At 66.0% G+C, this 24,820-nt stretch carries 20 protein-coding genes; 15 read left to right on the top strand and 5 right to left on the bottom strand.

The genetic code is table 11. The annotated features are described in order from the left end of the window. Positions 1-214 precede the first annotated feature (214 nt). The 6 genes from tpx to RTI28_RS12185 all read left to right on the top strand — a co-directional run bounded on the left by tpx (position 215) and on the right by RTI28_RS12185 (position 12,324). Positions 215-715, top strand: coding sequence for a thiol peroxidase (tpx, locus tag RTI28_RS12210; RefSeq protein WP_316920683.1), 501 nt, complete (start codon positions 215-217; stop codon positions 713-715). A 203-nt stretch (positions 716-918) separates the two neighbouring features. Then, positions 919-2,232 carry an MdtA/MuxA family multidrug efflux RND transporter periplasmic adaptor subunit gene (locus RTI28_RS12205; protein WP_316920682.1) on the top strand — a complete coding sequence of 438 codons (1,314 nt, stop codon included), beginning with the start codon at positions 919-921 and terminating at the stop codon, positions 2,230-2,232. After that, a complete protein-coding gene (locus tag RTI28_RS12200; protein ID WP_316920681.1) occupies positions 2,229-5,327 on the top strand; it encodes an MdtB/MuxB family multidrug efflux RND transporter permease subunit in 3,099 nt (1,032 codons plus the stop codon). The genes RTI28_RS12205 and RTI28_RS12200 overlap by 4 nt, the downstream gene beginning before the upstream one ends. A 31-nt stretch (positions 5,328-5,358) precedes the next feature. Continuing rightward, a complete protein-coding gene (locus RTI28_RS12195; protein WP_316920680.1) occupies positions 5,359-8,472 on the top strand; it encodes an efflux RND transporter permease subunit in 3,114 nt (1,037 codons plus the stop codon). After that, entirely contained in the window at positions 8,469-9,953 is a 1,485-nt protein-coding gene (locus tag RTI28_RS12190) for an efflux transporter outer membrane subunit (RefSeq protein WP_316920679.1), read from the top strand. Before RTI28_RS12195 ends, RTI28_RS12190 begins: the two co-directional genes overlap by 4 nt. Positions 9,954-10,239: 286 nt before the next feature. Next, a complete protein-coding gene (locus RTI28_RS12185) occupies positions 10,240-12,324 on the top strand; it encodes a putative bifunctional diguanylate cyclase/phosphodiesterase (protein ID WP_316920678.1) in 2,085 nt (694 codons plus the stop codon). A gap of 3 nt (positions 12,325-12,327) precedes the next feature. Here the strand turns inward: RTI28_RS12185 and RTI28_RS12180 are convergent, their stop codons facing one another. Both RTI28_RS12180 and RTI28_RS12175 read right to left on the bottom strand, forming a co-directional pair. Further along, positions 12,328-12,588, bottom strand: coding sequence for a DUF1652 domain-containing protein (locus RTI28_RS12180; RefSeq protein WP_042129824.1), 261 nt, complete (start codon positions 12,586-12,588; stop codon positions 12,328-12,330). 304 nt (positions 12,589-12,892) lie between these two features. Further along, entirely contained in the window at positions 12,893-13,540 is a 648-nt protein-coding gene (locus tag RTI28_RS12175) for a DUF1345 domain-containing protein (RefSeq protein ID WP_316920677.1), read from the bottom strand. Positions 13,541-13,683: 143 nt separating this feature from the next. Here RTI28_RS12175 and xerC point away from each other — a divergent pair, with 143 nt between their 5' ends. After that, entirely contained in the window at positions 13,684-14,598 is a 915-nt protein-coding gene (xerC, locus tag RTI28_RS12170; RefSeq protein WP_316920676.1) for a tyrosine recombinase XerC, read from the top strand. Here xerC and RTI28_RS12165 read toward each other — a convergent pair. The 3 genes from RTI28_RS12165 to RTI28_RS12155 all read right to left on the bottom strand — a co-directional run bounded on the left by RTI28_RS12165 (position 14,592) and on the right by RTI28_RS12155 (position 16,220). Then, a complete protein-coding gene (locus RTI28_RS12165) occupies positions 14,592-14,837 on the bottom strand; it encodes an acyl carrier protein (RefSeq protein ID WP_316920675.1) in 246 nt (81 codons plus the stop codon). The two genes, xerC and RTI28_RS12165, sit on opposite strands and share 7 nt — an antisense overlap. A 74-nt stretch (positions 14,838-14,911) precedes the next feature. Then, positions 14,912-15,619, bottom strand: coding sequence for a TetR/AcrR family transcriptional regulator (locus RTI28_RS12160; RefSeq protein ID WP_316920674.1), 708 nt, complete (start codon positions 15,617-15,619; stop codon positions 14,912-14,914). 112 nt (positions 15,620-15,731) lie between these two features. Next, positions 15,732-16,220 carry a flavin reductase gene (locus RTI28_RS12155; RefSeq protein WP_316920673.1) on the bottom strand — a complete coding sequence of 163 codons (489 nt, stop codon included), beginning with the start codon at positions 16,218-16,220 and terminating at the stop codon, positions 15,732-15,734. Between the two features lie 525 nt (positions 16,221-16,745). Between RTI28_RS12155 and RTI28_RS12150 the strand changes: the two genes are divergently transcribed. The 8 genes from RTI28_RS12150 (at position 16,746) to RTI28_RS12115 (ending at position 24,583) form a co-directional block, all read left to right on the top strand. After that, the gene (locus RTI28_RS12150) at positions 16,746-17,690 is read left to right on the top strand and encodes a catechol 2,3-dioxygenase (protein ID WP_316920672.1); all 945 of its coding nucleotides are present in this window, start codon (positions 16,746-16,748) and stop codon (positions 17,688-17,690) included. Positions 17,691-17,768: 78 nt separating this feature from the next. Continuing rightward, positions 17,769-18,596 carry an alpha/beta fold hydrolase gene (locus RTI28_RS12145; protein WP_316920671.1) on the top strand — a complete coding sequence of 276 codons (828 nt, stop codon included), beginning with the start codon at positions 17,769-17,771 and terminating at the stop codon, positions 18,594-18,596. 78 nt (positions 18,597-18,674) lie between these two features. Then, a complete protein-coding gene (locus RTI28_RS12140) occupies positions 18,675-19,910 on the top strand; it encodes an LLM class flavin-dependent oxidoreductase (protein ID WP_316920670.1) in 1,236 nt (411 codons plus the stop codon). A gap of 32 nt (positions 19,911-19,942) precedes the next feature. Further along, the gene (locus RTI28_RS12135) at positions 19,943-20,749 is read left to right on the top strand and encodes an alpha/beta hydrolase (RefSeq protein ID WP_316920669.1); all 807 of its coding nucleotides are present in this window, start codon (positions 19,943-19,945) and stop codon (positions 20,747-20,749) included. A gap of 70 nt (positions 20,750-20,819) precedes the next feature. Next, a complete protein-coding gene (mhpD, locus tag RTI28_RS12130) occupies positions 20,820-21,614 on the top strand; it encodes a 2-keto-4-pentenoate hydratase (protein WP_316920668.1) in 795 nt (264 codons plus the stop codon). Positions 21,615-21,631: 17 nt separating this feature from the next. After that, positions 21,632-22,558: an acetaldehyde dehydrogenase (acetylating) gene (locus tag RTI28_RS12125; RefSeq protein WP_316920667.1), complete on the top strand. Its 927-nt coding sequence runs from the start codon at positions 21,632-21,634 to the stop codon at positions 22,556-22,558. Between the two features lie 10 nt (positions 22,559-22,568). Beyond that, on the top strand, positions 22,569-23,585 hold the full coding sequence (dmpG, locus tag RTI28_RS12120; RefSeq protein ID WP_316920666.1) for a 4-hydroxy-2-oxovalerate aldolase: 1,017 nt from the start codon (positions 22,569-22,571) through the stop codon (positions 23,583-23,585). Further along, positions 23,582-24,583 (top strand): CDP-6-deoxy-delta-3,4-glucoseen reductase, encoded by a 1,002-nt coding sequence (locus RTI28_RS12115; protein ID WP_316920665.1) that lies wholly within the window; start codon positions 23,582-23,584, stop codon positions 24,581-24,583. Before dmpG ends, RTI28_RS12115 begins: the two co-directional genes overlap by 4 nt. Positions 24,584-24,820 lie beyond the last annotated feature (237 nt).

The raw sequence follows: 24,820 nt of genomic DNA, 5'->3' as shown, positions 1-24,820 counted from the left end.
CTTGCCCGCGAAGGAAGCGATGAGGTTCGGGACCGCTTTGCGGTCCTTCGCGGGCAAGCCGCGCTCCTACAGGGGATTCGATTGTCTGGATCTGATGCGTCGGATTGTCCACAATAATTGTCGGTCAATTCAACAATTTGCATTCCCCCATAGGTGCGCGCGCACTTTCGTGCTTAACTCTGGGTCCTTCAATCCCCGCATAAGGACTCCGCTCATGGCTCAAGTGACTCTCAAAGGCAACCCGGTTCAGGTCAACGGCGAGCTGCCGAAGACCGGCGCACAGGCTCCGGCGTTCTCGCTGGTCGGCGAAGGCCTGGCCGACGTGTCGCTGAAAGACTTCGCCGGCAAGCGCAAAGTGCTGAACATCTTCCCGAGCGTCGACACCCCGACCTGCGCCACTTCCGTGCGCAAGTTCAATGCCCAGGCCAACGACCTGGCCAACACCGTCGTGCTGTGCATCTCCGCCGACCTGCCGTTCGCCCAGGCGCGTTTCTGCGGCGCCGAAGGCCTGACCAACGTCAAGAACCTGTCGACCCTGCGCGGCCGCGAGTTCCTGGAAAACTACGGCGTGGCCATCGCCAACGGTCCGCTGGCCGGCCTGGCTGCCCGCGCGGTGGTCGTGGTCGACGAGAACGACAAGGTGCTGCACAGCGAGCTGGTCGGTGAAATCGCCGAAGAGCCGAACTACGACGCAGCACTGGCCGCCCTGAAATAAAGGGCGCGGTCGGCAACCTGCGCCGACAAATGTAAAACATTGAAACGGCCTGGCTCTGTCCAGGCCGTTTTTGTTTACAGTTCAGGGCTTTGGCAACGTCAGCGATCGGTAAATTGCCGGTAAAGGCGCTTTGCTAAAACCGTTCGAGTGCTTATCGTTCAGCCTCCTTCAAAGTTTCCTGCGTACTCATGGTCGAGAACCCGATGCAATCTTCCTCCCGTTCCTCCCGTCGCTGGCTGTTCAGCCTGTTGATTCTCCTGGTTATTGCCGGCCTGTGCTGGTGGCTGTGGCCCGCGCCGGCGACTCACACCGCACCGGTCGCCAAGGGCGAAGCCAAGGCCCAGGGCGGCGGGCGCCGCGGCCCGATGGGCGGTCCGGGACGGCCGGGCTTCGGTTCGTCCACGGCCAGCGTGCCGGTGCGCGTGGCGCCGGCCACGGTCGGCGACTTCCCGCTGTACTACAAGGCCCTCGGGACCGTGACCGCGACCAACACGGTCAACGTGCGCAGCCGGGTGGCGGGGGAACTGGTCAAGATCCACTTCCAGGAAGGCCAGCAGGTCAAGGCCGGCGACCTGCTCGCGGAAATCGACCCGCGCAGCTACCAGATCGCCCTGCAACAGGCCGAAGGCACCCTGGCACAGAACCAGGCGCAACTGAAGAACGCGCAGATCGACCTGGCCCGCTACAAGGGCCTGTACGCCGAAGACAGCATCGCCAAGCAGACCCTCGACACCCAGGAGGCGCTGGTCGCCCAGTACCAGGGCACGATCAAGACCAACCAGGCGGCGGTCGGCGATGCCCGGCTGAACCTCGACTTCACCAGGATCCGCGCGCCGATCGGCGGCCGCCTCGGCCTGCGCCAGCTCGACCTCGGCAACCTGGTGGCGGCCAACGACGCCACCGCGCTGGTGGTGATCACCCAGACCCAGCCGATCACCGTGGCCTTCACCCTGCCGGAAAGCGACCTGAATACCGTGCTCGCGCGCTTCCGCAGCGGCGCGCCGCTGCCGGTGGAGGCCTGGGACCGTGGCGACACCCGCCAGCAGGCCAGCGGCGTGCTGAACAGCATCGACAACCAGATCGACACCACCACCGGCACCCTCAAGTTCAAGGCGCGCTTCGAGAACAGGGACGAGGCGCTGTTCCCCAACCAGTTCGTCAACGTGCGGCTGCTCGCCGACACCCGCAAGGACGTGGTCCTGGCGCCGTCGGCGGCGATCCAGTTCGGCACCGACGGGACCTTCGTCTATGTCGTCGACGGGGAGAGCAAGGTGCATATCCGCAAGCTCAAGGTCGGCGCCAGCGATGGCGAGCAGACTGTGATCGAGGAAGGCCTGGCCAAGGGCGAGCGGGTCGTGCTGGAAGGCACCGACCGTCTGCGTGACGGCACCAAGGTCGATGTGGTCGACGATCCAGCGCAGGTTCCGGCCAGCCCCGGCCAGCACCTGCAGGGCCAGGACAAGCCGGACATGTCGTCCACCGAGGCCCCGGCGCGCAACGGCAAGGCTGGCGCATGAACCTCTCGCGCCTGTTCATCCTCCGCCCGGTCGCCACCACCCTGAGCATGCTGGCCATCGTCCTGGCCGGCCTGATCGCCTACAAGCTGCTGCCGGTGGCGGCCCTGCCGCAGGTGGACTATCCGACCATCCGGGTCATGACCCTGTACCCCGGCGCCAGCCCGCAGGTGATGACCAGCGCGGTGACCGCGCCGCTGGAACGCCAGTTCGGGCAGATGCCGGGCCTGGCGCAGATGGCCTCGACCAGCTCCGGCGGCGCCTCGGTGCTGACCCTGCGCTTCAGCCTGGAAATGAACATGGACGTCGCTGAACAGCAGGTCCAGGCGGCGATCAATGCCGCCAGCAACCTGCTGCCCAGCGACCTGCCGGCACCGCCGGTGTACAACAAGGTCAACCCGGCGGACACCCCGGTGCTGACCCTGGCGATTTCCTCGAAGACCATGCCGCTGCCCAAGCTCAACGACCTGGTCGACACGCGCATGGCGCAGAAGATCGCCCAGATCAGCGGGGTCGGCATGGTCAGCATCGCCGGCGGCCAGCGCCAGGCGGTGCGGATCAAGGTCAATCCCGAGGCCCTGGCCGCGGCGGGGCTCAACCTGGCCGACGTGCGCAGCCTGATCGGCGCCTCCAACGTCAACCAGCCCAAGGGCAACTTCGACGGCCCGACCCGGGTGTCGATGCTCGACGCCAACGACCAGCTGCGTTCCCCCGAGGAATACGCCAACCTCATCCTCACCTACAACAACGGCGCGCCGCTGCGCCTGAAGGATGTCGCCGAGATCGTCGACGGCGCCGAGAACGAGCGCCTGGCGGCCTGGGCCAACCAGAGCCAGGCGGTGCTGCTGAACATCCAGCGCCAGCCGGGGGCCAACGTCATCGAGGTGGTCGACCGGATCAAGGGCATGCTCCCGGAGATCACCGACAACCTGCCGGCCGGCCTCGACGTGATGGTGCTCACCGACCGCACCCAGACCATCCGCGCCTCGGTCAAGGACGTCCAGCACGAGCTGCTGATCGCCATCGCCCTGGTGGTGATGGTGACCTTCCTGTTCCTGCGCCGGGTCAGCGCCACCCTGATTCCGTCCATCGCCGTGCCGCTGTCGCTGATCGGCACCTTCGGCGTCATGTACCTGGCCGGGTTCTCCATCAACAACCTGACCCTGATGGCCCTGACCATCGCCACCGGCTTCGTGGTGGACGATGCCATCGTCATGCTGGAGAACATCGCCCGGCATATAGAAGAGGGCGAAACACCGTTGCAGGCAGCGCTCAAGGGCGCGAAGCAGATCGGTTTCACCCTGATCTCCCTGACCTTCTCGCTGATCGCCGTGCTGATTCCGCTGCTGTTCATGGCCGACGTGGTCGGGCGGCTGTTCCGCGAGTTCGCCATCACCCTGGCGGTGGCGATCCTGATTTCCCTGGTGGTGTCCCTGACCCTGACCCCGATGATGTGCGCGCGCCTGCTCAAACGCGAGCCGCAGGAAGCCGAGCAGGGCCGTTTCTACCGCGCCAGCGGTGCCTGGATCGACTGGTCGATCGAGCGCTACGGCAGCGCCCTGCAGTGGGTGCTGCGCCACCAGCCGCTGACCCTGCTGGTGGCGGTGGCGACCCTGGGACTCACCGTGCTGCTCTACCTCGCCGTGCCCAAGGGCTTCTTCCCGGTGCAGGACACCGGGGTGATCCAGGGCATTTCCGAGGCGCCCCAGGCAACCTCCTTCGCCGCCATGAGCCAGCGCCAGCAGGCACTCGCCGCGCTGATCCTGGAGGACCCGGCGGTGGAGAGCCTGTCGTCCTATATCGGCGTCGACGGCGACAACGCCACGCTCAACAGCGGCCGCCTGCTGATCAACCTCAAGCCCCATGGCCAGCGCGACCTCAGCGCGGCCCAGGTGATCGCCCGCCTGCAACCGCAGGTCGATCGCCTCAGTGGCATCCGCCTGTTCATGCAGCCGGTGCAGGACCTGAGCATCGAGGACCGGGTCAGCCGCACCCAGTACCAGTTCAGCCTGTCCTCGCCGGACGCGGCGATGCTCGCCGAATGGAGCGACAAGCTGGTCCACACCCTGCAGCAGTACCCGCAGCTCACCGACGTGGCCAGCGACCTGCAGGACAAGGGCCTGCAGGTCTACCTGGTGATCGACCGCGACGCTGCCAGCCGTCTCGGTGTGACCGTTGCGGAAATCACCAACGCCCTGTACGACGCCTTCGGCCAGCGGCAGATCTCCACCATCTATACCCAGGCCAGCCAGTACCGCGTGGTGCTGCAGGCCGAGGCGGCGTCCAGCCTCGGGGCCAGGGCGCTGGAGCAGATCTACGTCAAGACCGCCGCCGGCAGCCAGGTGCGCCTGTCGGCCCTGGCCAGGGTCGAGGAGCGCCAGGCGCAACTGGCGATCGCCCATATCGGCCAGTTCCCGGCGGTGATGATGTCGTTCAACCTGGCCGCGGGCGTGTCCCTGGGCGAGGGCGTGCAACTGATCGAACAGGTGCAGAAGGACATCGGCATGCCGCTGGGCGTGCAGACCCGCTTCCAGGGCGCGGCGGAGGCCTTCCAGGCCTCGCTGTCGAGCACGCTGCTGCTGATTCTCGCCGCGGTGGTGACCATGTACATCGTCCTCGGCGTGCTCTACGAGAGCTACATCCACCCGGTGACCATCCTCTCGACCCTGCCGTCGGCGGCGGTGGGCGCCTTGCTCGCGCTGATCCTCAGCGGCAACGACCTGGGCATGATCGCGATCATCGGCATCATCCTGCTGATCGGTATCGTCAAGAAGAACGCGATCATGATGATCGACTTCGCCCTCGAGGCCGAGCGGCACCAGGGCCTGGACCCGCGGACGGCGATCTACCAGGCCGCGCTCCTGCGCTTCCGGCCGATCCTGATGACCACCCTGGCGGCGCTGTTCGGCGCCGTGCCGCTGATGCTCGCCACCGGCTCCGGCGCCGAGCTGCGCCAGCCGCTGGGTCTGGTGATGGTCGGCGGGCTGCTGGTCAGCCAGGTCCTGACGCTGTTCACCACGCCGGTGATCTACCTGTACTTCGACCGCCTGGCCCGGCGCTTCAAGGCGCAGGCCGATGCCGCGGGAGAACACGCATGAACGCCGTTCGCCGACTGACCGGGGGCCTGTCGTGAACCTCTCCGCGCCCTTCATCCGTCGCCCGGTGGCGACCATGCTCCTGAGCCTGGCGATCATGCTCCTGGGCGGTGTGAGCTTCGGCCTGCTGCCGGTGGCGCCGCTGCCGCAGATGGATTTCCCGGTGATCGTGGTCTCGGCCAACCTGCCCGGGGCCAGCCCCGAAGTGATGGCGGCCACGGTGGCGACGCCGCTGGAGCGCAAGCTCGGCACCATCGCCGGGGTCACCACCCTGACCAGCGGCTCGAGCCAGGGCTCGACCCGGGTGATCCTCGGTTTCGACCTCGGTCGCGACATCGACGGCGCCGCGCGCGAAGTGCAGGCGGCGATCAACGCCACGCGCAACCTGCTGCCCAGCGGCATGAAAAGCATGCCCACCTACAAGAAGATCAACCCGTCGCAGGCGCCGATCATGGTCCTGTCGCTGACCTCCGACGTGCTGCAGAAGGGCCAGCTGTACGACCTGGCCTCGACCATCCTGTCGCAGAGCCTGTCCCAGGTGGCCGGGGTCGGCGAGGTGCAGATCGGCGGCAGTTCGCTGCCGGCGGTGCGCATCGAGCTGCAGCCGAAACTGCTCGCCCAGTACGGCCTGGCCCTGGAGGACGTGCGCGAAAGCGTGGCCGCGGCCAACCAGCGCCGGCCCATGGGCTTCGTCGAGGACAGCGAGCGCAACTGGCAGGTGCGTGCCAACGACCAGCTGGAGAAGGCCAGGGACTACGAGCCGCTGGTGATCCGCTACCAGGACGGCTCGGTGCTGCGCCTGAGCGACGTGGCCAAGGTCAGCGACGGCGTGGAGAACCGCTACAACAGCGGTTTCTTCAACGACCAGCAGGCCGTGCTGATCGTGATCAACCGGCAGACCAACGCCAACATCATCGAGACCGTCGAGCAGATCAAGGCGCAGTTGCCGGCCCTGCAGTCGCTGCTGCCGTCCAGCGTCAAGCTGGACATCGCCATGGACCGCTCGCCGGTGATCAAGGCGACCCTCAAGGAAGCCGAGCACACCCTGCTGATCGCCGTGGTCCTGGTGGTGCTGGTGGTGTACCTGTTCCTCGGCAACTTCCGCGCCTCGCTGATCCCCACCCTGGCGGTGCCGGTGTCGCTGGTGGGCACCTTCGCGGTCATGTACCTGTGCGGTTTCTCCCTGAACAACCTGTCGCTGATGGCGCTGATCCTCGCCACCGGCCTGGTGGTGGACGACGCCATCGTGGTCCTGGAGAACATCTCCCGGCATATCGAGGACGGCCAGCCGCCGCTGCGCGCGGCCTACCTGGGCGCGCAGGAGGTGGGCTTCACCCTGCTGTCGATGAACGTCTCGCTGGTGGCGGTGTTCGTTTCCATCCTGTTCATGGGCGGCATCGTCAACGCGCTGTTCCGCGAGTTCTCGATCACCATGGCGGCGGCGATCATCGTCTCCCTGCTGGTGTCCCTGACCCTGACCCCTATGCTCTGCGCGCGCTGGCTCAAGCCCCATGCGCGTGACGCCGGGCCGACCCGCCTGCAGCGCTGGAGCGACCGGGTCAACCAGCGCATGATCGCCGGCTACGACCGCAGCCTGGGCTGGGCCCTGCGTCATCGGCGCCTGACCCTGCTCAGCCTGTTCGTCGCCGTCGGCGTCAATATCGCCCTGTACGTGGTGGTGCCCAAGACCCTGATGCCGCAGCAGGACACCGGCCAGTTGCAGGGCTTCATCCGGGGCGACGACGGCCTGTCGTTCAGCGTCATGCAGCCGAAGATGGAGATCTACCGTCGGGCGCTGCTCGCCGATCCGGCGGTGCAGAGCGTGGCCGGTTTCATCGGCGGCAACAGCGGTACCAACAACGCCATGGTCCTGGTGCGCCTGAAGCCGATCAAGGAGCGCAAGCTCGATGCCCAGGCGGTGATCGAGCGACTGCGCAAGAACATGCCGCTGGTCCCGGGCGGCCGCCTGTTCCTGATGGCCGACCAGGACCTGCAACTGGGCGGCGGCGGTCGCGACCAGACCACCTCGCAGTACCTCTACACCCTGCAGAGCGGCGACCTCGCGGCGCTGCGCGAGTGGTACCCGAAAGTGGTGGCGGCGCTGCGCGCGCTGCCGGAGCTGACCGCCATCGACGCCCGCGACGGCAGCGGCACCCAGCAGGTGACCCTGGTGGTCGACCGCGAGCAGGCCAAGCGCCTGGGTATCGACATGAACATGGTCACCGCGGTGCTCAACAACGCCTACAGCCAGCGGCAGATCTCGACCATCTACGACAGCCTCAACCAGTACCAGGTGGTGATGGAGATCAACCCGAAATACGCCCAGGACCCGAGCACCCTGGAGCAGGTCCAGGTGATCACCGCCGACGGCGCGCGGGTGCCGCTGGCGACCTTCGCCCGCTACGAGAACAGCCTGGCCAACGACCGCGTCAGCCACGAAGGGCAGTTCGCCTCCGAGGACATCTCCTTCGATGTCGCCGAGGGCCACAGCACCGACCAGGCCCTGGCCGCGGTGGAGCGGGCGGTGGCCAAACTGGGGCTGCCGGAAGCGGTGATCGCCAAGCTCGGCGGCACCGCCAACGCCTTCGCCAAGACCCAGGAGGGCCAGCCGCTGATGATTCTCGGCGCGCTGGTGCTGGTGTACCTGGTGCTGGGCATTCTCTACGAGAGCTACATCCATCCGCTGACCATCCTGTCGACCTTGCCGTCGGCCGGGGTAGGGGCCTTGCTCACCCTGTACGCGACGGGGGGCGAGTTCAGCCTGATTTCCCTGCTGGGCCTGTTCCTGCTGATCGGCGTGGTGAAGAAGAACGCCATCCTGATGATCGACCTGGCCCTGCAACTGGAGCGCAACGACGGCCTGAGCCCGGACGAATCGATCCGCCGCGCCTGCCTGCTGCGCCTGCGGCCGATCCTGATGACCACCCTGGCGGCGATCCTCGGCGCCTTGCCGCTGCTGCTGGGCAGCGCCGAAGGTTCGGAAATGCGCCAGCCGCTGGGCCTGACCATCATCGGCGGCCTGGTCTTCAGCCAGGTGCTCACGCTTTACACCACCCCGGTGGTCTATCTCTACCTGGACCGTCTGCGCCATCGCTTCAACCGCTGGCGCGGAGTGCGGACCGACGCTGCCCTGGAAACCCCGCTATGAGCCAACGTTCGTTTCTTTCCGACCCTTCGCTGATGCGCCTGCTCGGTGTCCGCGGCTCACGCCTGCTGGGCGCCGGGCTGTGCCTGGCGATGCTCGGCGCCTGTACCCTGAGCCCGGATTACCAGCGGCCGCAGATGCACACCGAGGTGCCGTTCAAGCATGCCGAGGGCTGGACCCGGGCCAATCCTGCCGACGCCCTGGCCCGCGGCGCCTGGTGGGAGCTGTATGGCGATGCGCAGCTCAACGGCCTGGTCGAGCAACTGAATGCCGGCAACCAGACCGTGCAGCAGTACGCCGCCCAGTACCGCCAGGCCCAGGCCCTGGTGCGCAGCTCGCGGGCGTCGCTGTTTCCCAGCCTCGACCTCAGCGCCGGCAAGACCCGCTCCAGCCAGGGCACCGGCAGCAGCAGTTCGAGCCTGAGCAACAGCAGCAGCGGGATCCGCGATACCTACAACGCGCAACTGGGGGTGAGCTGGGAGATCGACCTGTGGGGCAAGCTGCGCGAAACCCTCGATGCCAACCAGGCCAGTGCCCAGGCCAGCCTCGCCGACCTTGCGGCGATCCGCTTGAGCCTGCAGTCGGAGCTGGTGCAGAACTACCTGCAACTGCGCGTGCTCGACGAGCAGAAGCGCCTGCTCGAAGCCACCCTGACGGCGTATCGGCGTTCGCTGACGATGACCGAGAACCAGTACCGCGCCGGGGTTTCCGGCAAGGACGCGGTGGCCCAGGCGCAGACCCAGCTGAAGAGCACCGAGGCCGACCTGGTGGACCTGGTCTGGCAGCGCGCGCAGCTGGAAAACGCCATCGCCGTGCTGCTCGGCAAGCTCCCGGCGGAGTTCGCCCTGGCGCCGACCCGCGATATTCCGGGGCTGCCGCAGGTACCGCTAGCCTTGCCCTCGCAGTTGCTGGAGCGGCGCCCGGACATCGCCTCGGCGGAGCGCAAGGTGATGGCGGCCAACGCCAACATCGGCGTGGCCCGGGCCGCGTATTTCCCGGACCTGAGCCTGAGCCTGAACGGCGGCTACAGCAGTAGCAGCTTCAGCGACTGGATCAGCGTGCCGAACCGCTTCTGGTCGGTGGGACCGAGCCTGGCCATGACCCTGTTCGACGCCGGCAAGCGTTCGGCGGAAGTCGACCGCAGCGTGGCGGTGTACGACCAGACCGTGGCGCAGTACCGGCAGACCGTGCTGGACGGCTTCCGCGAGGTGGAAAACTACCTGGTGCAGCTCAAGGTCTACGCCGACGAGGCCGAGGTCCGCCAGCAGGCACTGGAATCGGCGCGGGAGTCGCTGCGCCTGACCGAGAACCAGTACAAGGCCGGGTTGATCGGCTACCTGGATGTGGTCAACGTGCAGACCACCGCGCTGAGCAACGAGCGCAGCGTGCTGACCCTGCTGCAGGGGCGGCTGGTGGCCAGCGTGCAGTTGATCGCCGCGCTGGGTGGCGGCTGGGATGCGCAGGCGGCGTTCGCCGAGGAGTGACGGGCTACCGGCGCTGCAGGAGCGTGGCTTGCCCGCGAAAGGACCGCGCAGCGGTCTCCATTCTGCGGAGACTGGATTGGGCCTGCTCTGCAGGCCTTCGCAGGCGAGCCAGCTCCTACAGGGGCGCGCAGCCCAGCCTCGCTGGCACGCCGGCCCGTGAACGCCTGCGCGCAGTCGTTTCATCCGGCCATCACTGAAACTCCGTGCGTTTCGCCAAAGCTTGAGTACAATCATCGGATTTTTGGGCTGGCACATTGCCCCCGTCGTACCCCTCCTGGATTCCTTCATGCTGATCGGCAGTTATTCCCCCTCTCTGGTCTTGATCTCCCTGTGCGTGGCGATCCTTGCTTCGTATACCGCCCTCGATCTCACCGGGCGCCTGGCCACTGCCAAGGGACGTGCCGCCTGCCTGTGGATGGCGGGCGGTGCGCTGGCCATGGGCATGGGAATCTGGTCGATGCATTTCATCGGCATGCTTGCCTTCAGCCTGCCGATCCAGCTGGGCTACGACATCACCCTGACCCTGTTGTCGCTGGTCATCGCCGTGCTGTCCTCGGGGTTCGCCCTGTGGCTGGTCAGCCAGCGCAGCCTGCCGCTGCGCATGTTGCTGCTCGGCGCCGTGATCATGGGCGCGGGGATCGCCTGCATGCACTACACCGGCATGGCGGCGATGCGCATGCAGCCGGGGATCGAGTACGACCCGCTGCTGTTCGGCCTGTCCCTGCTGATCGCCGTCGGCGCCTCGATGGCAGCGTTGTGGATCGCCTTCCGCCTGCGCCGCAATACCCCCTATGTGCGCCAGGTGCGCGGTGGCGCGGCGGTGCTGATGGGCGTGGCCATCGTCGGCATGCACTACACCGGCATGGCCGCGGCGAATTTCCCCGAGGGCAGTTTCTGCGGAGCCTTCGACAGCGGTTTCAGCGGTGACGGCCTCGATTACCTGGTGCTGATCACCACCCTGGCGGTGCTGGCGGTAGCGCTGCTGACCTCGGTACTGGATGCCCGCCTGGAGGCCCGTACCGCGGAGCTTGCGCGTTCGCTGACCCTGGCCAACCAGGAACTGACCCAACTGGCCCTGCACGACACCCTCACCGGGCTGCCCAACCGCACCCTGCTGGCCGACCGCATCGACCAGGCGATGAGCAAGGTGGCGGAGCAGGGCGGCTGCTTCGCCCTGATGTTCATCGACCTGGATGGTTTCAAGCCGGTCAACGATGCCTTCGGCCACCACACCGGCGACCAGTTGCTCAAGGAAGTGGCCGTGCGCCTGCGCGGCCACCTGCACAGCCAGGACACCCTGGCGCGTATCGGCGGCGACGAATTCGTCCTGCTGGTGGAACTGGACGACCCGGACGACGCGGTCAACGTCGCCGCCAAGCAGGTCAACCTGGTGTCCCGGGCCTTCAAGGTGGCCGAGCAGAACCTGCAGATCTCGGCGAGCATCGGCATCGTCCTCTACCCGGGCAACGGCCTCGACCAGCACGAACTGCTGCGCAACGCCGATGCCGCCATGTACCACGCCAAGAGCGGCGGCAAGAACGGCTACAGCTTCTTCGACGTGTCGATGAACAGCAACGCGCGCCTGCAGTTGCAACTGCTCCAGGACCTGCGCACCGCGGTGGAAGAGAAGCAGTTCCGCCTGTTCTACCAGCCCAAGTACGACGCCATCGGCCGCCATCCGATCGGCGCCGAAGCCCTGCTGCGCTGGGATCACCCGAGCATGGGCCTGCTGCTGCCGGACCGTTTCATCGTGCTGGCGGAAAAGACCGGGCTGATCATCCCGATTGGCGAGTGGGTGCTGGAGGAGGCCTGCCGGCAGATGCGCGAGTGGGTCGACCAGGGCTACAGCGACTGGCGCATCGCGGTGAACCTCTCGGCCATCCAGTTCTGCCATGCCGGGCTGGTCGACAGCGTCGCCGCGGCATTGCAGCGCAACGACCTGCCGCCCAACAGCCTGACCCTGGAAATCACCGAGACCACCGCCATGCGCGACGCCGACGCCAGCCTGTGCGTGCTGCAGCAACTGTCGGACATGGGCGTGGACCTGTCGATCGACGACTTCGGCACCGGCTATTCCAGCCTGATGTACCTCAAGCGCCTGCCAGCCAACGAGTTGAAGATCGACCGTGGATTCGTCCGCGACCTGGAACAGGACAGCGACGATGCCGCGATCGTCTCGGCCATCGTCGCCCTGGGCCAGGCGCTGGGCCTGCGCATCGTTGCCGAGGGGGTCGAAACCGATCGCCAGCAGGACTTCCTGACCCGCCTGGGCTGCGATTCGCTGCAGGGCTATCTGCTCGGCCAGCCGGTACCGGCCGAGCGTTTTCTCAAGGATATCGAGCGGGTGAAGGCGGCCCAGGCGCGCGTCTGAGCGTCAGGCCGAACGCCTGATGGCGCAGGAGGGCTGGAAGGCTTCCAGTTCGTCTTCCACCGCTTCGATGATCCGCTCCACATCGTGGGCGGCCATGACGGTGGAGCAGGGGATGCCGGCGATCGCCAGCAGGGTTTCGCCGGTGGCCCGGTCGAAGAGGCGGGCGACCATACTGCGCGGCGCATCCATGCTCGCTTCGAAGCCCAGAGGGTGAAAATGCCAGCGCATCATCTGGCATGCGCCAGGGAACGTAAGTTTGTTCATGCAGGCCTCCTTGTACCGCGCGACGATGACCTCGGATGAATCTGTAGGCCTTTTCCGGCCAGAGGCTAACCATAGCAGTATTACTTTGTAGGAAAAGGAATAATTCCCGCTGCTTTTTACTGTTCCATGACGGTTGTCACATTCCCGCCCGCTGGCTGTTTTTTGCGCAAACGTTTTCTCCGCCGCTTTCGTCCGCCAGCCCGGGACGCCGCGGCGGAATACCGGCGGTCGTCGGCGATTATTGGATCCAGACTTTCCGACCAGTGGCGTGATTGCAAATGCCTGTCATTCCAGCGCAAACGTTTCAGTTGAGCAGGCCGGCGGCGATGTTCACGGTGAAACCGAGAATCGCCGTATTGAACAGGAAGCCGATCAGCGAATGCAGGAGCACCACCCGGCGCATGGTGCGGCCGGCGATGCCGACATCGGAGGTCTGCACCGCGACGCTGATGGTGAAGGAGAAGTAGTGGAAGTCCCAGTAGTCGGGCTGACGCTCGCCGTCGGCAAAGCGCAGCAGCGGCTCCTTGCCGTCGCAGGTATAGAAAAGGCGGGCGTAGTGCAGGCTGAAGATGGTGCCGATCAGCAGCCACGAGCCGGCCACGGTCAGCCCGGTGCAGGCGTAGTGCAGGAGCAGCGCCTGGCCGTGCAGGTGCTGGCTGCCGACCAGTTGCAGGGTCACCGCGGCGAGGCTGGCGATTGCCGCGATGCTGACCACGAACAGCACCAGCGCGGCGTTCTCGTCCTCCACGTCGGCGGTGCGCCGGACCGCGTCGGCGCTGGCCTTGAGGGTCAGGTGCAGCACCAGCAGCAGGTAGATCCACACCGCGATGTTCCAGCCCAGCAGCACATGCTGGACGCTGTCCTCAGCGGGGATGAACAGCCCGCCGAGGACCCCGAGCAGCGCGGCGATGCTCAGGCGGGGATGGGTACGGGCCAGTTTGTGGAATGCCATGTGACCTCGGTGCGCGGGTGGTTCAGGCAACTGTAGACGCTACCCCGCGCGCCGGCGTTCCGCCGGAAGGGGCTTGCCGCTGCCGCCGCGCTCGGTCATCCTGCGCCGCTTCGGTTACCCATGCTGTCGAGGAACCCCAAGGTTTGCCCGAGTCACTGTCCAATCCGCTGTCGCAATACCTCGCCCGACTGGCACCTTCCAGCCAGTTGACCATGAAGTACGTTCTCCAGGATGCCGCCGACCGCCTCGGTTTCGCCGACATCGACATCCTCGAGGTGCCCTGGCACGGCCTCGATCCCGCCCATGTCACCGACCTGGTGGCGGCGCTGCGCGGCGACGGCTACGCGCCCAACAGCACCTCGCTGTACGTCAACGCCATTCGCGGGGTGATGAACGAAGCCTGGCGCCTGGGCCTGATCGACCAGGAACGGCTGCTGCGCATTCGTGAAGTGAAGGGTGTGCAGGGCAGCCGCCTGCCGGTGGGGCGCAACCTCAAGCGCAGCCTGATCCGCGAGCTGATGGACGTCTGCGCCGCCGACCCGCGCCCCCAGGGCCTGCGCGATGCGGCGGTGATCGCGCTGCTGTACGGCACCGGCATGCGCAAGTCGGAGTCGGTCAACATCGACCTGGACCAGGTCGATTTCGCCGAACGCAGCCTGCGGGTGCTGGGCAAGGGCAACAAGCAACTGGTCAAGTACGCGCCGGTGTGGGCCTTCGAAAAGCTCGATGCCTGGCTCAAGCTGCGCCGCGAACAGCTGCCGGCGGGGCAGGCGGACGATCCGTTCCTGTTCAACCGCATCCGCCGTGGCAGCCATATCACCCGCGAGCGCATCACCAAGCACGCCATCTACTATATCGCCCGCCAGCGCGGCCAGCAGGTCGGGGTGAAGATCATGCCCCACGACTTCCGTCGCTCGTTCATCACCCGGGTGATCGAGGAGCACGACCTGTCCATCGCGCAGAAGCTGGCGCACCACAGCAATATCCAGACCACCGCCAACTACGACATGCGCGACGACAACGAGCGGCGGCGGGCGGTTGACCGGTACGACTATTGAGCGGAATCGGAGGCATGGTTTTTAACGGTGGCGATGAGCTGGCCGACGGTGATTTCCTCCACAACGTCCTCCTCGGGGATCAACACATTCAGCTCTTTCTCGATGTCTACGACCAGTTCCACGATGTCGAGCGAGTCCATTTCCAGGTCTATCAACCTGGTCTCAACCGGTGGTGGTCGCTTGAGCCCCAAGCGCTCGACGATGCATCTGACGACCATTTCGCTGTGCGGGTCCGCCATTTTCGCTGCTCCTGTAGGGTGGGCGACCCCGACATTGGAACAGAGCCGCGAGCCCCGCGAAACTGACAGAAATATCAGGTAGGCGGCCGTTCCTGCCCGCCCTCGCCGAACAGCGCGGTGACGTAGGCCGGCAGCTCCAGCTGGGCGACCCGGCGTGCTTCCTCCGGCGTCAGGCCATACAGGCGCATGAAGCATTCGACGGTGTTGTTGACCGTGCTGGCCGCGGCAGCGCCGTCGAGCAGGCTGCGCATGGCGGCGATCAGGCCGGCGATGGTGATCTGCGCGGCGGCATCGATGCAGGCCACGTCGAAGCGGCCCTGGGCCACGCCGGCGGCGATGTCCGACTTGGCCTGCTCGTTGAACGAGTCGCTCATGACCTTGTGGTTGCTGTGCGAACGCACGATGAACCAGCCCCAGATTTCATCGCGGATGGCCTGGGTGAGAAACAGTTTCTGCACGTAGGCGATGGAGATCGCCCGGTCCGCTTCGGCCTGGTTGATGCTGCCGATGATCTCCTCGATCTCCTGGTTCTTCTCCAGCACCAGGGCGGTGGCGATGTCTTCCTTGGAGTGGAAGTGGTTGTAGAAGGTGCCGAAGCCGACGTCCGCGCCGTTGGTGATGTCCTCGATGGTCATCTGCTCGAAGCCCTTGACCGCGATCAGGCGTTGTACGGAGTCGATCAGTTTCTTGCGCGTGCGCATTTTCGACTTGAGCCCTCGTGGCATCGCTGCCGGCTTGGCCTCGACGGCTGGCGCCAGAGGCGGGTTGTCGCGTTTCTTCATGTAAACCCCGGTCATATCGTCTCTGCGCCGCCCGCAGCGAGGAAGCTGCGGGCGGCGCGCATCGACACATGATGCCTCGACAGCCGGGATTATGGTATCCGCGCAGGCGTTCTCAGCAGGCCTGGGCGAGACGGTGATACTGCCGGCGGAAGTACATCAGGCTCTCGTTGTGCGGCCCGAAACGTACCGCCTGCACCTCGCAGATGAACACGCCGTGGGTACCCACCTCACTGACCTTGACGATGCGGCAGTCGAACGACACCAGGCTGTCGTCGAGGGCCGGGGCGGCGGTCTGCAGCAGGCTCCAGTCGACGGCGTCGAAGCGTTCCTCGACGCCGATCTTCAGGGCGCCGCTGAACGTCTGCGAGATGTCCTCCTGGCGACCATGCAGCACGTTGACGCAGGCCACGCCATTGCGCACGAAGCGCTCGTACTGGAAGCCGCCCTTGTTCATGCAGAACAGCAGGGTCGGCGGTGAGTCGGTCACGCTGCACACAGCGGAGGCGGTGAAGCCTCCCAGGCCGGCTTCTCCACCAGTGGTAATCACATTCACGGCCGCGCCGAGATGGGTCATGGCTTCGCGAAAGCTGATGGCGTCCATCTTTACCTCCTTTGGCTCCCGGCAGTGGCCGCGGAGCAGGGTCATTGTTGTTGTCTGATTGAATCATCAAAACTGATTGATTCATCAGTTTTTAGGCTATCAGAGGTTTTTCCCCCGCGCCAGTCCTTGTTTCGCGGTGGCGAAAGGGTGTTGACAAAAGGTAAATGTGATCGCTTAATCGTAACTGATGATTAAATCAGTTTTGATCTAGCGATCATTCAGCCACGGCGAAATCCGTTTCGCGGTGGCCAGGAGAACAAGAAAATGAGCACGACCACCTGCCTTCCCGTCCTTCCACGGCCAACGCGCCGTGCATGGGGCTGCGCGGCCTATCGCCCGGCGCCCCGCAGCGCTTCGTCGCGCCACCGCGCCCGGCAGTACGCGGTATTCCGAACCGCCGGCTGAATCCTGGCCGCCGGCCTGCCCGGCGCACACACACCTGATGGCTTGCACTGCGCAATCACGTTGCCGCGGGGGACCCCTGCGCGCAGGAAAAAACAACAACCGAGAAAAAGAGAGGCTGAAATGGGAATTCTCAGAGTGGGTCATGTCGATCTGAAGGTCAGCGACCTCGATCTGGCGCTGCATCACTACGTGAACATCATCGGCTTGCGCGAGACCTCGCGGGACGCGCAGGGACGTGTCTACCTCAAGGCCTGGGACGAATGGGATGCCTATTCCCTGGTGCTCTCGCCCAGCACCGGCCCGGGGCTCGACCACATCGCCTACAAGGTCGAGCACGACAGCGACCTCGCGGTGCTCGCCGAGAAGATCGGCGCCCATGGCGTGGCGGTGACCTGGAATGACGAGGGGCATCTGCACCAGTGCGGCCGTTCGATCGCCTTCGACCTGCCCAGCGGCCACCGCATGTACCTGTATGCGACCAAGGCCTTCATCGGCAAGGCGGTCGGCTGCGTCAACCCGCACCCCTGGCCCGATGACCTGCAAGGCGCCGGCGTGCACTGGCTCGATCATGTGATGCTGACCTGCCCGGTGGACGAGGGCGCGGGGATCAATACCGTGGTCGAGACCACCCGCTTCCTCATGCAGGTGCTCGACTTCCACCTGGCCGAGCAGGTGGTGACCGACGCCGAGGGCAAGAACCAGTTCGCCACCTGGCTGTTCCGCGGCACCAAGGCCCATGACCTGGCCCTGGGCGCCGGCGCCAGCACCGGGCTGCACCATATCGCCTTCTATCTGGAGGACTGGAATGCGGTGCTGCGCGGCGCCGACATCCTCGGCAAGCACAAGGTCCCGGTGGACGTGACTCCGCAGCGGCATGCCATCACCCGCGGGCAGACCACCTACTTCTTCGACCCCAGTGGCAACCGCAACGAGATGTTCGCCGGCATGGGTTATTTCGCCCAGCCGGACATGCCGACCATCACCTGGCATGCCGAGGACATCTGGCGCGGCATCTTCTTCCACGACGGCACGCCGCGCCCGGAGTTCCTCGAAAACTACACCTGAGCGCTACCCGACAAGCATTCGTTCCGCGACCGCCAGTTGTCGTGGCGGGCGGGTTTTATCCAACGGTTGGGCCTTTTCATGACTATTGCCAATTCGCCCGAACACGGGCTGAGCATCGATGCCGGTGGCATCTCGACCAACTATCACGACCGTGGGGAGGGTTTTGCGACCCTGTTCATCCACGGCTCCGGGCCGGGCGTGACCGCCTGGGCCAACTGGCGCCTGGTGCTGCCGGAACTGGCCACGCAGATGCGGGTGATCGCCCCGGACATCGTCGGCTTCGGCTACACCGAGCGTCCCGCCGGGATCACCTACGGCCGCGAGGTCTGGGTCAAGCATCTGGTGGACTTCCTCGATGCACTCGGCCTTGAGCAGGTCAACCTGGTCGGCAACTCGTTCGGCGGCGCCCTGGCCCTGGCCATGGCGGTCGAGCATCCGCAGCGGGTCAAGCGCCTGGTGCTGATGGGCAGTGTCGGCGTCGACTTTGCCCTTACCCCGGGCCTGGACGCGGTGTGGGGCTACCAGCCGTCGATCGCCAACATGAAGGCGCTGCTGGAGGTGTTCGCCTTCAACCATGACCTGGTCAACGACGACCTGGCACGGATGCGCTACGAGGCGAGCATCCGCCCGGGCTTCCAGGAGGCCTTCGCCGCGATGTTCCCCGAGCCTCGCCAGAACGGCATCGACCGCCTGGCGATCCCGGCCGGACAACTGGCGACCCTCAAGCACCCGACCTTGATCCTCCACGGTCAGGAAGACCAGGTCATCCCGGTGGAGAACAGCCACAAGCTGTTCGCCCAGCTGGAGAACGCCGAACTGCACGTATTCAGAAAGTGCGGGCACTGGGTGCAGATCGAACACGCGCAACGCTTCGCCGCCCTGTTGAAGGACTTCCTGCGCGCCTGACAACGGCGCGCGGGAGGACGTTTCGACTTTCCATTCGACAGCGGCAAGCGACCGCTGTCCTGAAATACGGAGTTGACCATGAAAATCAGTTATTTCCAGCAAGTGCCGTATCGCTCGTTGCCGGATGACTTCGAACGCCACCACGAGTCGGTGGTGACCACGCCTTACCACCAGTTGGTAACGGCCCAGGGGATCCGCGACGACTTCCGCCACGCCCTGGACGAGATGATGTTCGCCGCCCGTTGCGGTTTCGACGGCATCGCCATCACCGAACACGGCCAGAGCAGCTACGACATGATGCCCAACCCCGACCTGTTCCAGGCGGTGGTGGCCTACATGACCGAGCAGGAAGGGCTGGAAACCGCGATCTATCCTCTCGGCCGCTCCCTGGGCAAGACCCGCGAACCGCTGCGGGTGGCCGAAGAGCAGGCGATGCTCGACTGCATGTCCGGCGGCCGGCTGATCTGCGGTTTCCCCATCGGCCTGGCGTATGACGCCAACTCCAACAACGGCGTGGCGCCGATGGAGACCCGCGAGCGTTTCGACGAGAACCTCGAGCTGATCCTGCGTGCCTGGCGCGAGCGCGAGCCGTTCGCCTTCAATGGCAAGTACACCCAGCTGTCCAACGTCAACCTGTGGCCGCGACCGCTGCAGGACAAGCCGCATCCGCCGGTGTGGATCACCGCGATCGGCAACCCGAACACCATGAAGTTCATCCTCGAGAACAACTACGGCTTCAACTACTTCGGCTGGTTCGGGCCGAAGGTCACCGGACGGCGGATCTTCGACCGCTTCCAGCAGATCGCCGAGGAGCTGGGCAAGGAGGTCAACCCCTACCAGATCGGCTTCATGCAGATGATCGCGGTGGCCGAGACCGACGCCGAGGCCGAGCGCCTGTATGCCCGTCATGCCGAGTACTTCTTCCGCAAGTCGCTGGGCGGCATCGGCATGAACCGCCTGGCCCTGCCGGGCGGCATCGATATCCGCGGCCTGGAGTTCATCTACCGCGATCCCAAGGACTTCGGCATCTACGAGCGCATGCGCGACATCACCTTCAAGGAGCTGGTGGAGTGCGGCGCGATCATCTGCGGCAGTCCGGCCACGGTGCGCGAGCGGATCAAGGAATTCGCCACTGATTTCCGCATCGGCAACCTGCACGCCATGTTGCAGTTCGGCTCCATGCCCACCGAGCTGGCCAGGCACAACATCGAGCTGTTCGCCAGGGAGGTCAAGCCGCACCTGTCCGGGCTCTGGAGCGAGCAGGGCTACCAGCACCACTGGTGGCCGGAGCGTCTCGGCGGCAAGCCGCTGTGAGCCCCCCCTTTCACCTTTCTGGAGTCACTGCAATGAGCTCGATTCAATACGTTCAGGTCAAGGCATGGAGCGACAGGATCACCCTGCGCGTGCGCGTTGCCGGCCAGGGTCCGGCGCTGGTCTATCTGCATTCGGCGGCAGGACCGCTGTGGGACGATTTTCTCGATCGCCTGGCCGAGCACTACACCGTCTACGCCCCTGAATTCCCCGGGACCACGCCGGACGATCCGTACGCGGTGAAGCACCTCGACGATCTGCACGATGTGGTGCTGGTGTACGAGGAAGTGATTCGCAAGCTCGGCCTGGAACGGCCGGTCCTGCTGGGGCAGAGCTTTGGCGGCATGCTCGCCGCCGAGCTGGCCAGTGTCTTCCCGCAGTTGCCGTCGCGCCTGGTGCTGTGCAATGCCATCGGCCTGTGGCGTGACGATGCGCCGGTGGTCAACTGGAACGAACTGCCGGCGCAGCAGATGCCGGCCCTGCTGTTCCACGACCCGTCCTGCGCGGTGGCACGCAAGATGTTCGAGCTGCCCGAGGACCTCGACGCCAGGGTCACCGCCATGGCCGCGGGGGTCTGGGCCCTCGGTTGCACCGGCAAGTTCGTCTGGCCGATCGCCGATCGCGGCCTGCGCAAGCGCCTGCACCGCATCGAAGCGCCGACCCTGATCGTCTGGGGCGAGCATGACCGCCTGGTGGCGCCGGTCTACGCCGACGAGTTCGCCAGCGCCATCTGTGGCAGCCAGGTCTGCAGCATCGCCGCGGCCGGACACATCCCGCAGATGGAAAACCTCGAGGCGACGCTCGCCGCCACCCTCGATTTCCTTGGTGCCAAGGGTCGCTAGCGCATCGCCGGCGGGAGCGCCGAAAGCCTCCCGCCGTGCCTGTTCAACTCACTGCCCGATGAGGTCAATCATGATGCCCCTCGATCAATCCCTTGAGCGGCTCGCCGAGGCGCTGCGCGAGTCGGAAACCGCCGGCGAAGCCATTGCCCCGCTGCGCGAGCGGATTGGAGAAAACAACGCCGCGGCGGCCTATGCCATCCAGCGCCTGAACGTCGCCCACGGCCTGGCCCGGGGCCGGCGCCTGGTCGGTCGCAAGATCGGCCTGACCAACCCCAAGGTGCAGGCCCAGCTGGGCGTCGACCAGCCGGACTTCGGCTGCCTGTTCGCCGACATGGCCTATGGCGACAACGAAACCGTACCGTTCCGGCGGGTGCTGCAGCCGAAGATCGAGGCGGAGATCGCCCTGGTCCTGGCCCGCGACCTGCCTGACGCCGACACCACCTTCGCCGAGGTCCTGGAGGCCACCGGCTGGGTATTGCCGGCCCTGGAAATCGTCGGCAGCCGCATCGCCGGCTGGAATATCCGCTTCGCCGACACCGTGGCCGACAACGCCTCCAGCGGCTGCTTCGTGCTCGGCGGTCCGGCCCGTCGTGCCGCCGACCTCGACCTGCGCGGCGCGGCCATGCGCATGACCCGCAATGGCGAGGAAGTCTCCACCGGCAGCGGTGCCGAGTGCCTCGGCCATCCGCTGAATGCCGCGGTGTGGCTGGCGCGGACCATGGCCCGCCTGGGCGACCCGCTGAAGGCGGGCGACATCATCCTGACCGGCGCCCTCGGCCCGATGGTCAACGTCGCCCCCGGCGACCGTTTCGAAGCGGTGATCGATGGCATCGGCCAGGTCGCCGTGGACTTCAGCGCCGAGTGAACGAAGAGAGAACTGCAATGAAAAAACTCAAAGTCGCCATCATCGGCTCCGGCAATATCGGCACCGACCTGATGATCAAGATCCTGCGCCAGGCGCAGTACCTGGAAATGTCGGTGATGGTCGGCATCGACCCGAACTCCGATGGACTGGCGCGTGCCGCGCGCATGGGCGTGGCCACGACCCACGAAGGCGTAGCAGGCCTGACCCGGATGGCACAGTTCCAGGACATCGATTTCGTCTTCGATGCCACCAGCGCCGGCGCCCATGTGAAGAACGACGCCTTCCTGCGCTCGATCAAACCCGGCATCCGCCTGATCGACCTGACCCCGGCCGCCATCGGCCCGTACTGCGTACCGGTGGTGAACCTGGAGCAGAACCTCGGCCAGCTCAACGTCAACATGGTCACCTGCGGCGGCCAGGCGACCATCCCGATGGTGGCTGCGGTGTCGCGGGTAGCGAAGGTCCACTACGCCGAGATCGTCGCCTCGATCGCCAGCAAGTCCGCCGGCCCCGGCACTCGCGCCAATATCGACGAGTTCACCGAGACCACCTCCCGCGCCATCGAGGTGATCGGCGGCGCGGCCAAGGGCAAGGCGATCATCGTGATGAACCCGGCGGAGCCGCCGCTGATCATGCGCGACACGGTGTTCGTGCTGTCCGAGGCCGCGGACCAGGCCCGGGTCGAGGCCTCCATCGAGGAGATGGCCCAGGCGGTCCAGGCCTACGTGCCGGGTTATCGGCTGAAGCAGAAGGTGCAGTTCGAGCCCGTCAGCGACCTGAAGATCCCTGGCCTCGGCCTGTTCAGCGGCCTGAAGACCTCGGTGTTCCTCGAAGTCGAAGGCGCCGCCCATTACCTGCCGGCCTACGCCGGCAACCTCGACATCATGACGTCCGCCGCCATGGCCACCGCCGAGCGCATGGCCGTGTCGATGATCGACGGCTGAGGAACAGAGCATGAAGAAGATCTACATCTCCGACGTCACCCTGCGCGACGGCAGCCATGCCGTGCGCCACCAGTACACCCTGGACAATGCCCGCGACATCGCCCGGGCGCTGGATGCGGCGAAAGTCGACTCCATCGAAGTGGCCCACGGCGACGGCCTGCAGGGTTCCAGCTTCAACTACGGCTTCGGCCGCCACACCGACCTGGAGTACATCGAGGCGGTGGCGGACGTGGTCAGCCACGCGAAGATCGCCACGCTGCTGCTGCCCGGCATCGGCACGGTGCACGACCTCAAGGCCGCCTATGACGCCGGCGCCCGCGTGGTCCGCGTCGCCACCCACTGCACCGAAGCGGACGTGTCGAAGCAGCACATCGAATACGCCCGCGAGCTGGGCATGGACACCGTCGGCTTCCTGATGATGAGCCACATGATCCCGGCCGAGCAGCTGGCGGCGCAGGGCAAATTGATGGAGAGCTACGGCGCGCAGTGCATCTACATGGCCGACTCCGGTGGCGCGATGAACATGCAGGACATCCGCGAGCGCATGCGCGCGTTCAAGGCGGTGCTCGACCCCGCGACCCAGACTGGCATGCACGCGCACCACAACCTGAGCCTGGGCGTGGCCAACTCCATCGCCGCGGTGGAGGAGGGCTGCGACCGCATCGACGCCAGCCTCGCCGGCATGGGCGCGGGGGCGGGCAATGCGCCGCTGGAAGTGTTCATTGCCGCCGCCGAGCGCCTGGGTTGGAACCACGGCACCGACCTCTACACCCTGATGGACGCCGCCGACGACATCGTCCGACCGCTGCAGGACCGCCCGGTGCGGGTGGATCGCGAATCGCTGGCGCTGGGTTATGCCGGCGTCTACTCCAGCTTCCTGCGTCACGCCGAAATCGCCGCGAAGCGTTATGACCTGAAGACCGTGGACATCCTCGTCGAGCTGGGCAAGCGGCGCATGGTTGGCGGGCAGGAAGACATGATCGTCGATGTGGCGCTGGACCTGCTGGCGGCAAGGAGCGCGTCATGAGCTTCCAGATGCGCATCGAGCCGGTGGGCCTGAGCTGCCCGGTCACCCCGCAGCAGACGGTGCTCGATGCCGCTCTGGCCGATGGCCTGATGCTCAAGCACAGTTGCCGCACCGGCACCTGCGGCAGCTGCAAGGGGCGCTTGCTCAGTGGCCAGGTGGATCACGCCGACAGCCCGCTGGAGGTGCTCAGCGAAGCCGAGCGCGCCCAGGGGCTGGCGCTGTTCTGCTGCGCGCGGGCGCAGTCGGACCTGGTGATCGAGGCGCCGGAAGTCACCGAGCTGCGTGGGATCGGCATCCAGCAGATGGGCGTGCGGGTGGCGGCGATCGACAAGGTCAGCCACGACGTCGCCGTGCTGCGCCTGATGCTGGCGCCGGGCAGCACCTTCGGTTATTTCCCTGGGCAGTACGTGCAGGTGCTGCTCAAGGATGGCAGCCGGCGCAGCTATTCCATGGCGACCGCCGCTGCGCGTGAGCAGCAGCTGGAACTGCATATCCGCCACATGCCGGGCGGGGTGTTCAGCGGGCATGTGTTCAACGCCCTGCAGCCGAAGGCGATCCTGCGCATGGAGGGGCCGTTCGGTTCGTTCTTCCTGCGCCAGGGCGAGGCGCCGATGGTGTTTCTTGCCAGCGGCACCGGCTTTGCGCCGATCCAGGCGTTGCTTGAACAACTGCGCGAGCAGGGCAATCGGCGGCCGGTGTACCTGTACTGGGGCGGGCGGCGGCGCGAGGACCTCTACCGGCACGAGCAGTTGCTGGCCTGGGAGGCGGAGCTGGCGTGGCTGCGTTATACCCCGGTGCTGTCCGAGCCGGGCGAGTCCTGCGACTGGCAGGGCGCGACCGGCTTCGTGCATCGCCAGGTGATGGAGGACTTCCAGAGCCTCAAGGGCTTCGAGGTGTATGCCTGCGGGGCGCCGATCGTGGTCGAGTCGGCGCGGCGCGAGTATGTGGCGCAGCGTGGGCTGGCGGAGGGGGATTTTTATGCGGATGCGTTTGTTTAGGTGACTTGGCGGCGATAGGTGTGGGGTATCTAGATCGTTGAAGGCTTGTCGGGGAGTCGCGTCAAGGCCGCCAGGTGGCTGTCTTGAGGCTTGCAGCGCCCTCAAGATCGAGCGCCGCCCGCGCGGCGCATCGCGGGCAACGCCCGCTCCCAGTGTGCCCGGCATGGGCCAAAATCAGTCACCTGAAAGCGGTGACCAGAATGAGTGACGACAACTGTAGTGAAACGCAAGGTGGAC

It is taken from the genome of Pseudomonas sp. zfem002, from assembly GCF_032621685.1.
Classification (GTDB): domain Bacteria; phylum Pseudomonadota; class Gammaproteobacteria; order Pseudomonadales; family Pseudomonadaceae; genus Aquipseudomonas; species Aquipseudomonas japonica.
Note: the sequence above shows the minus strand (reverse complement) of the source record. Positions and strands in the feature narration are given on the sequence as shown.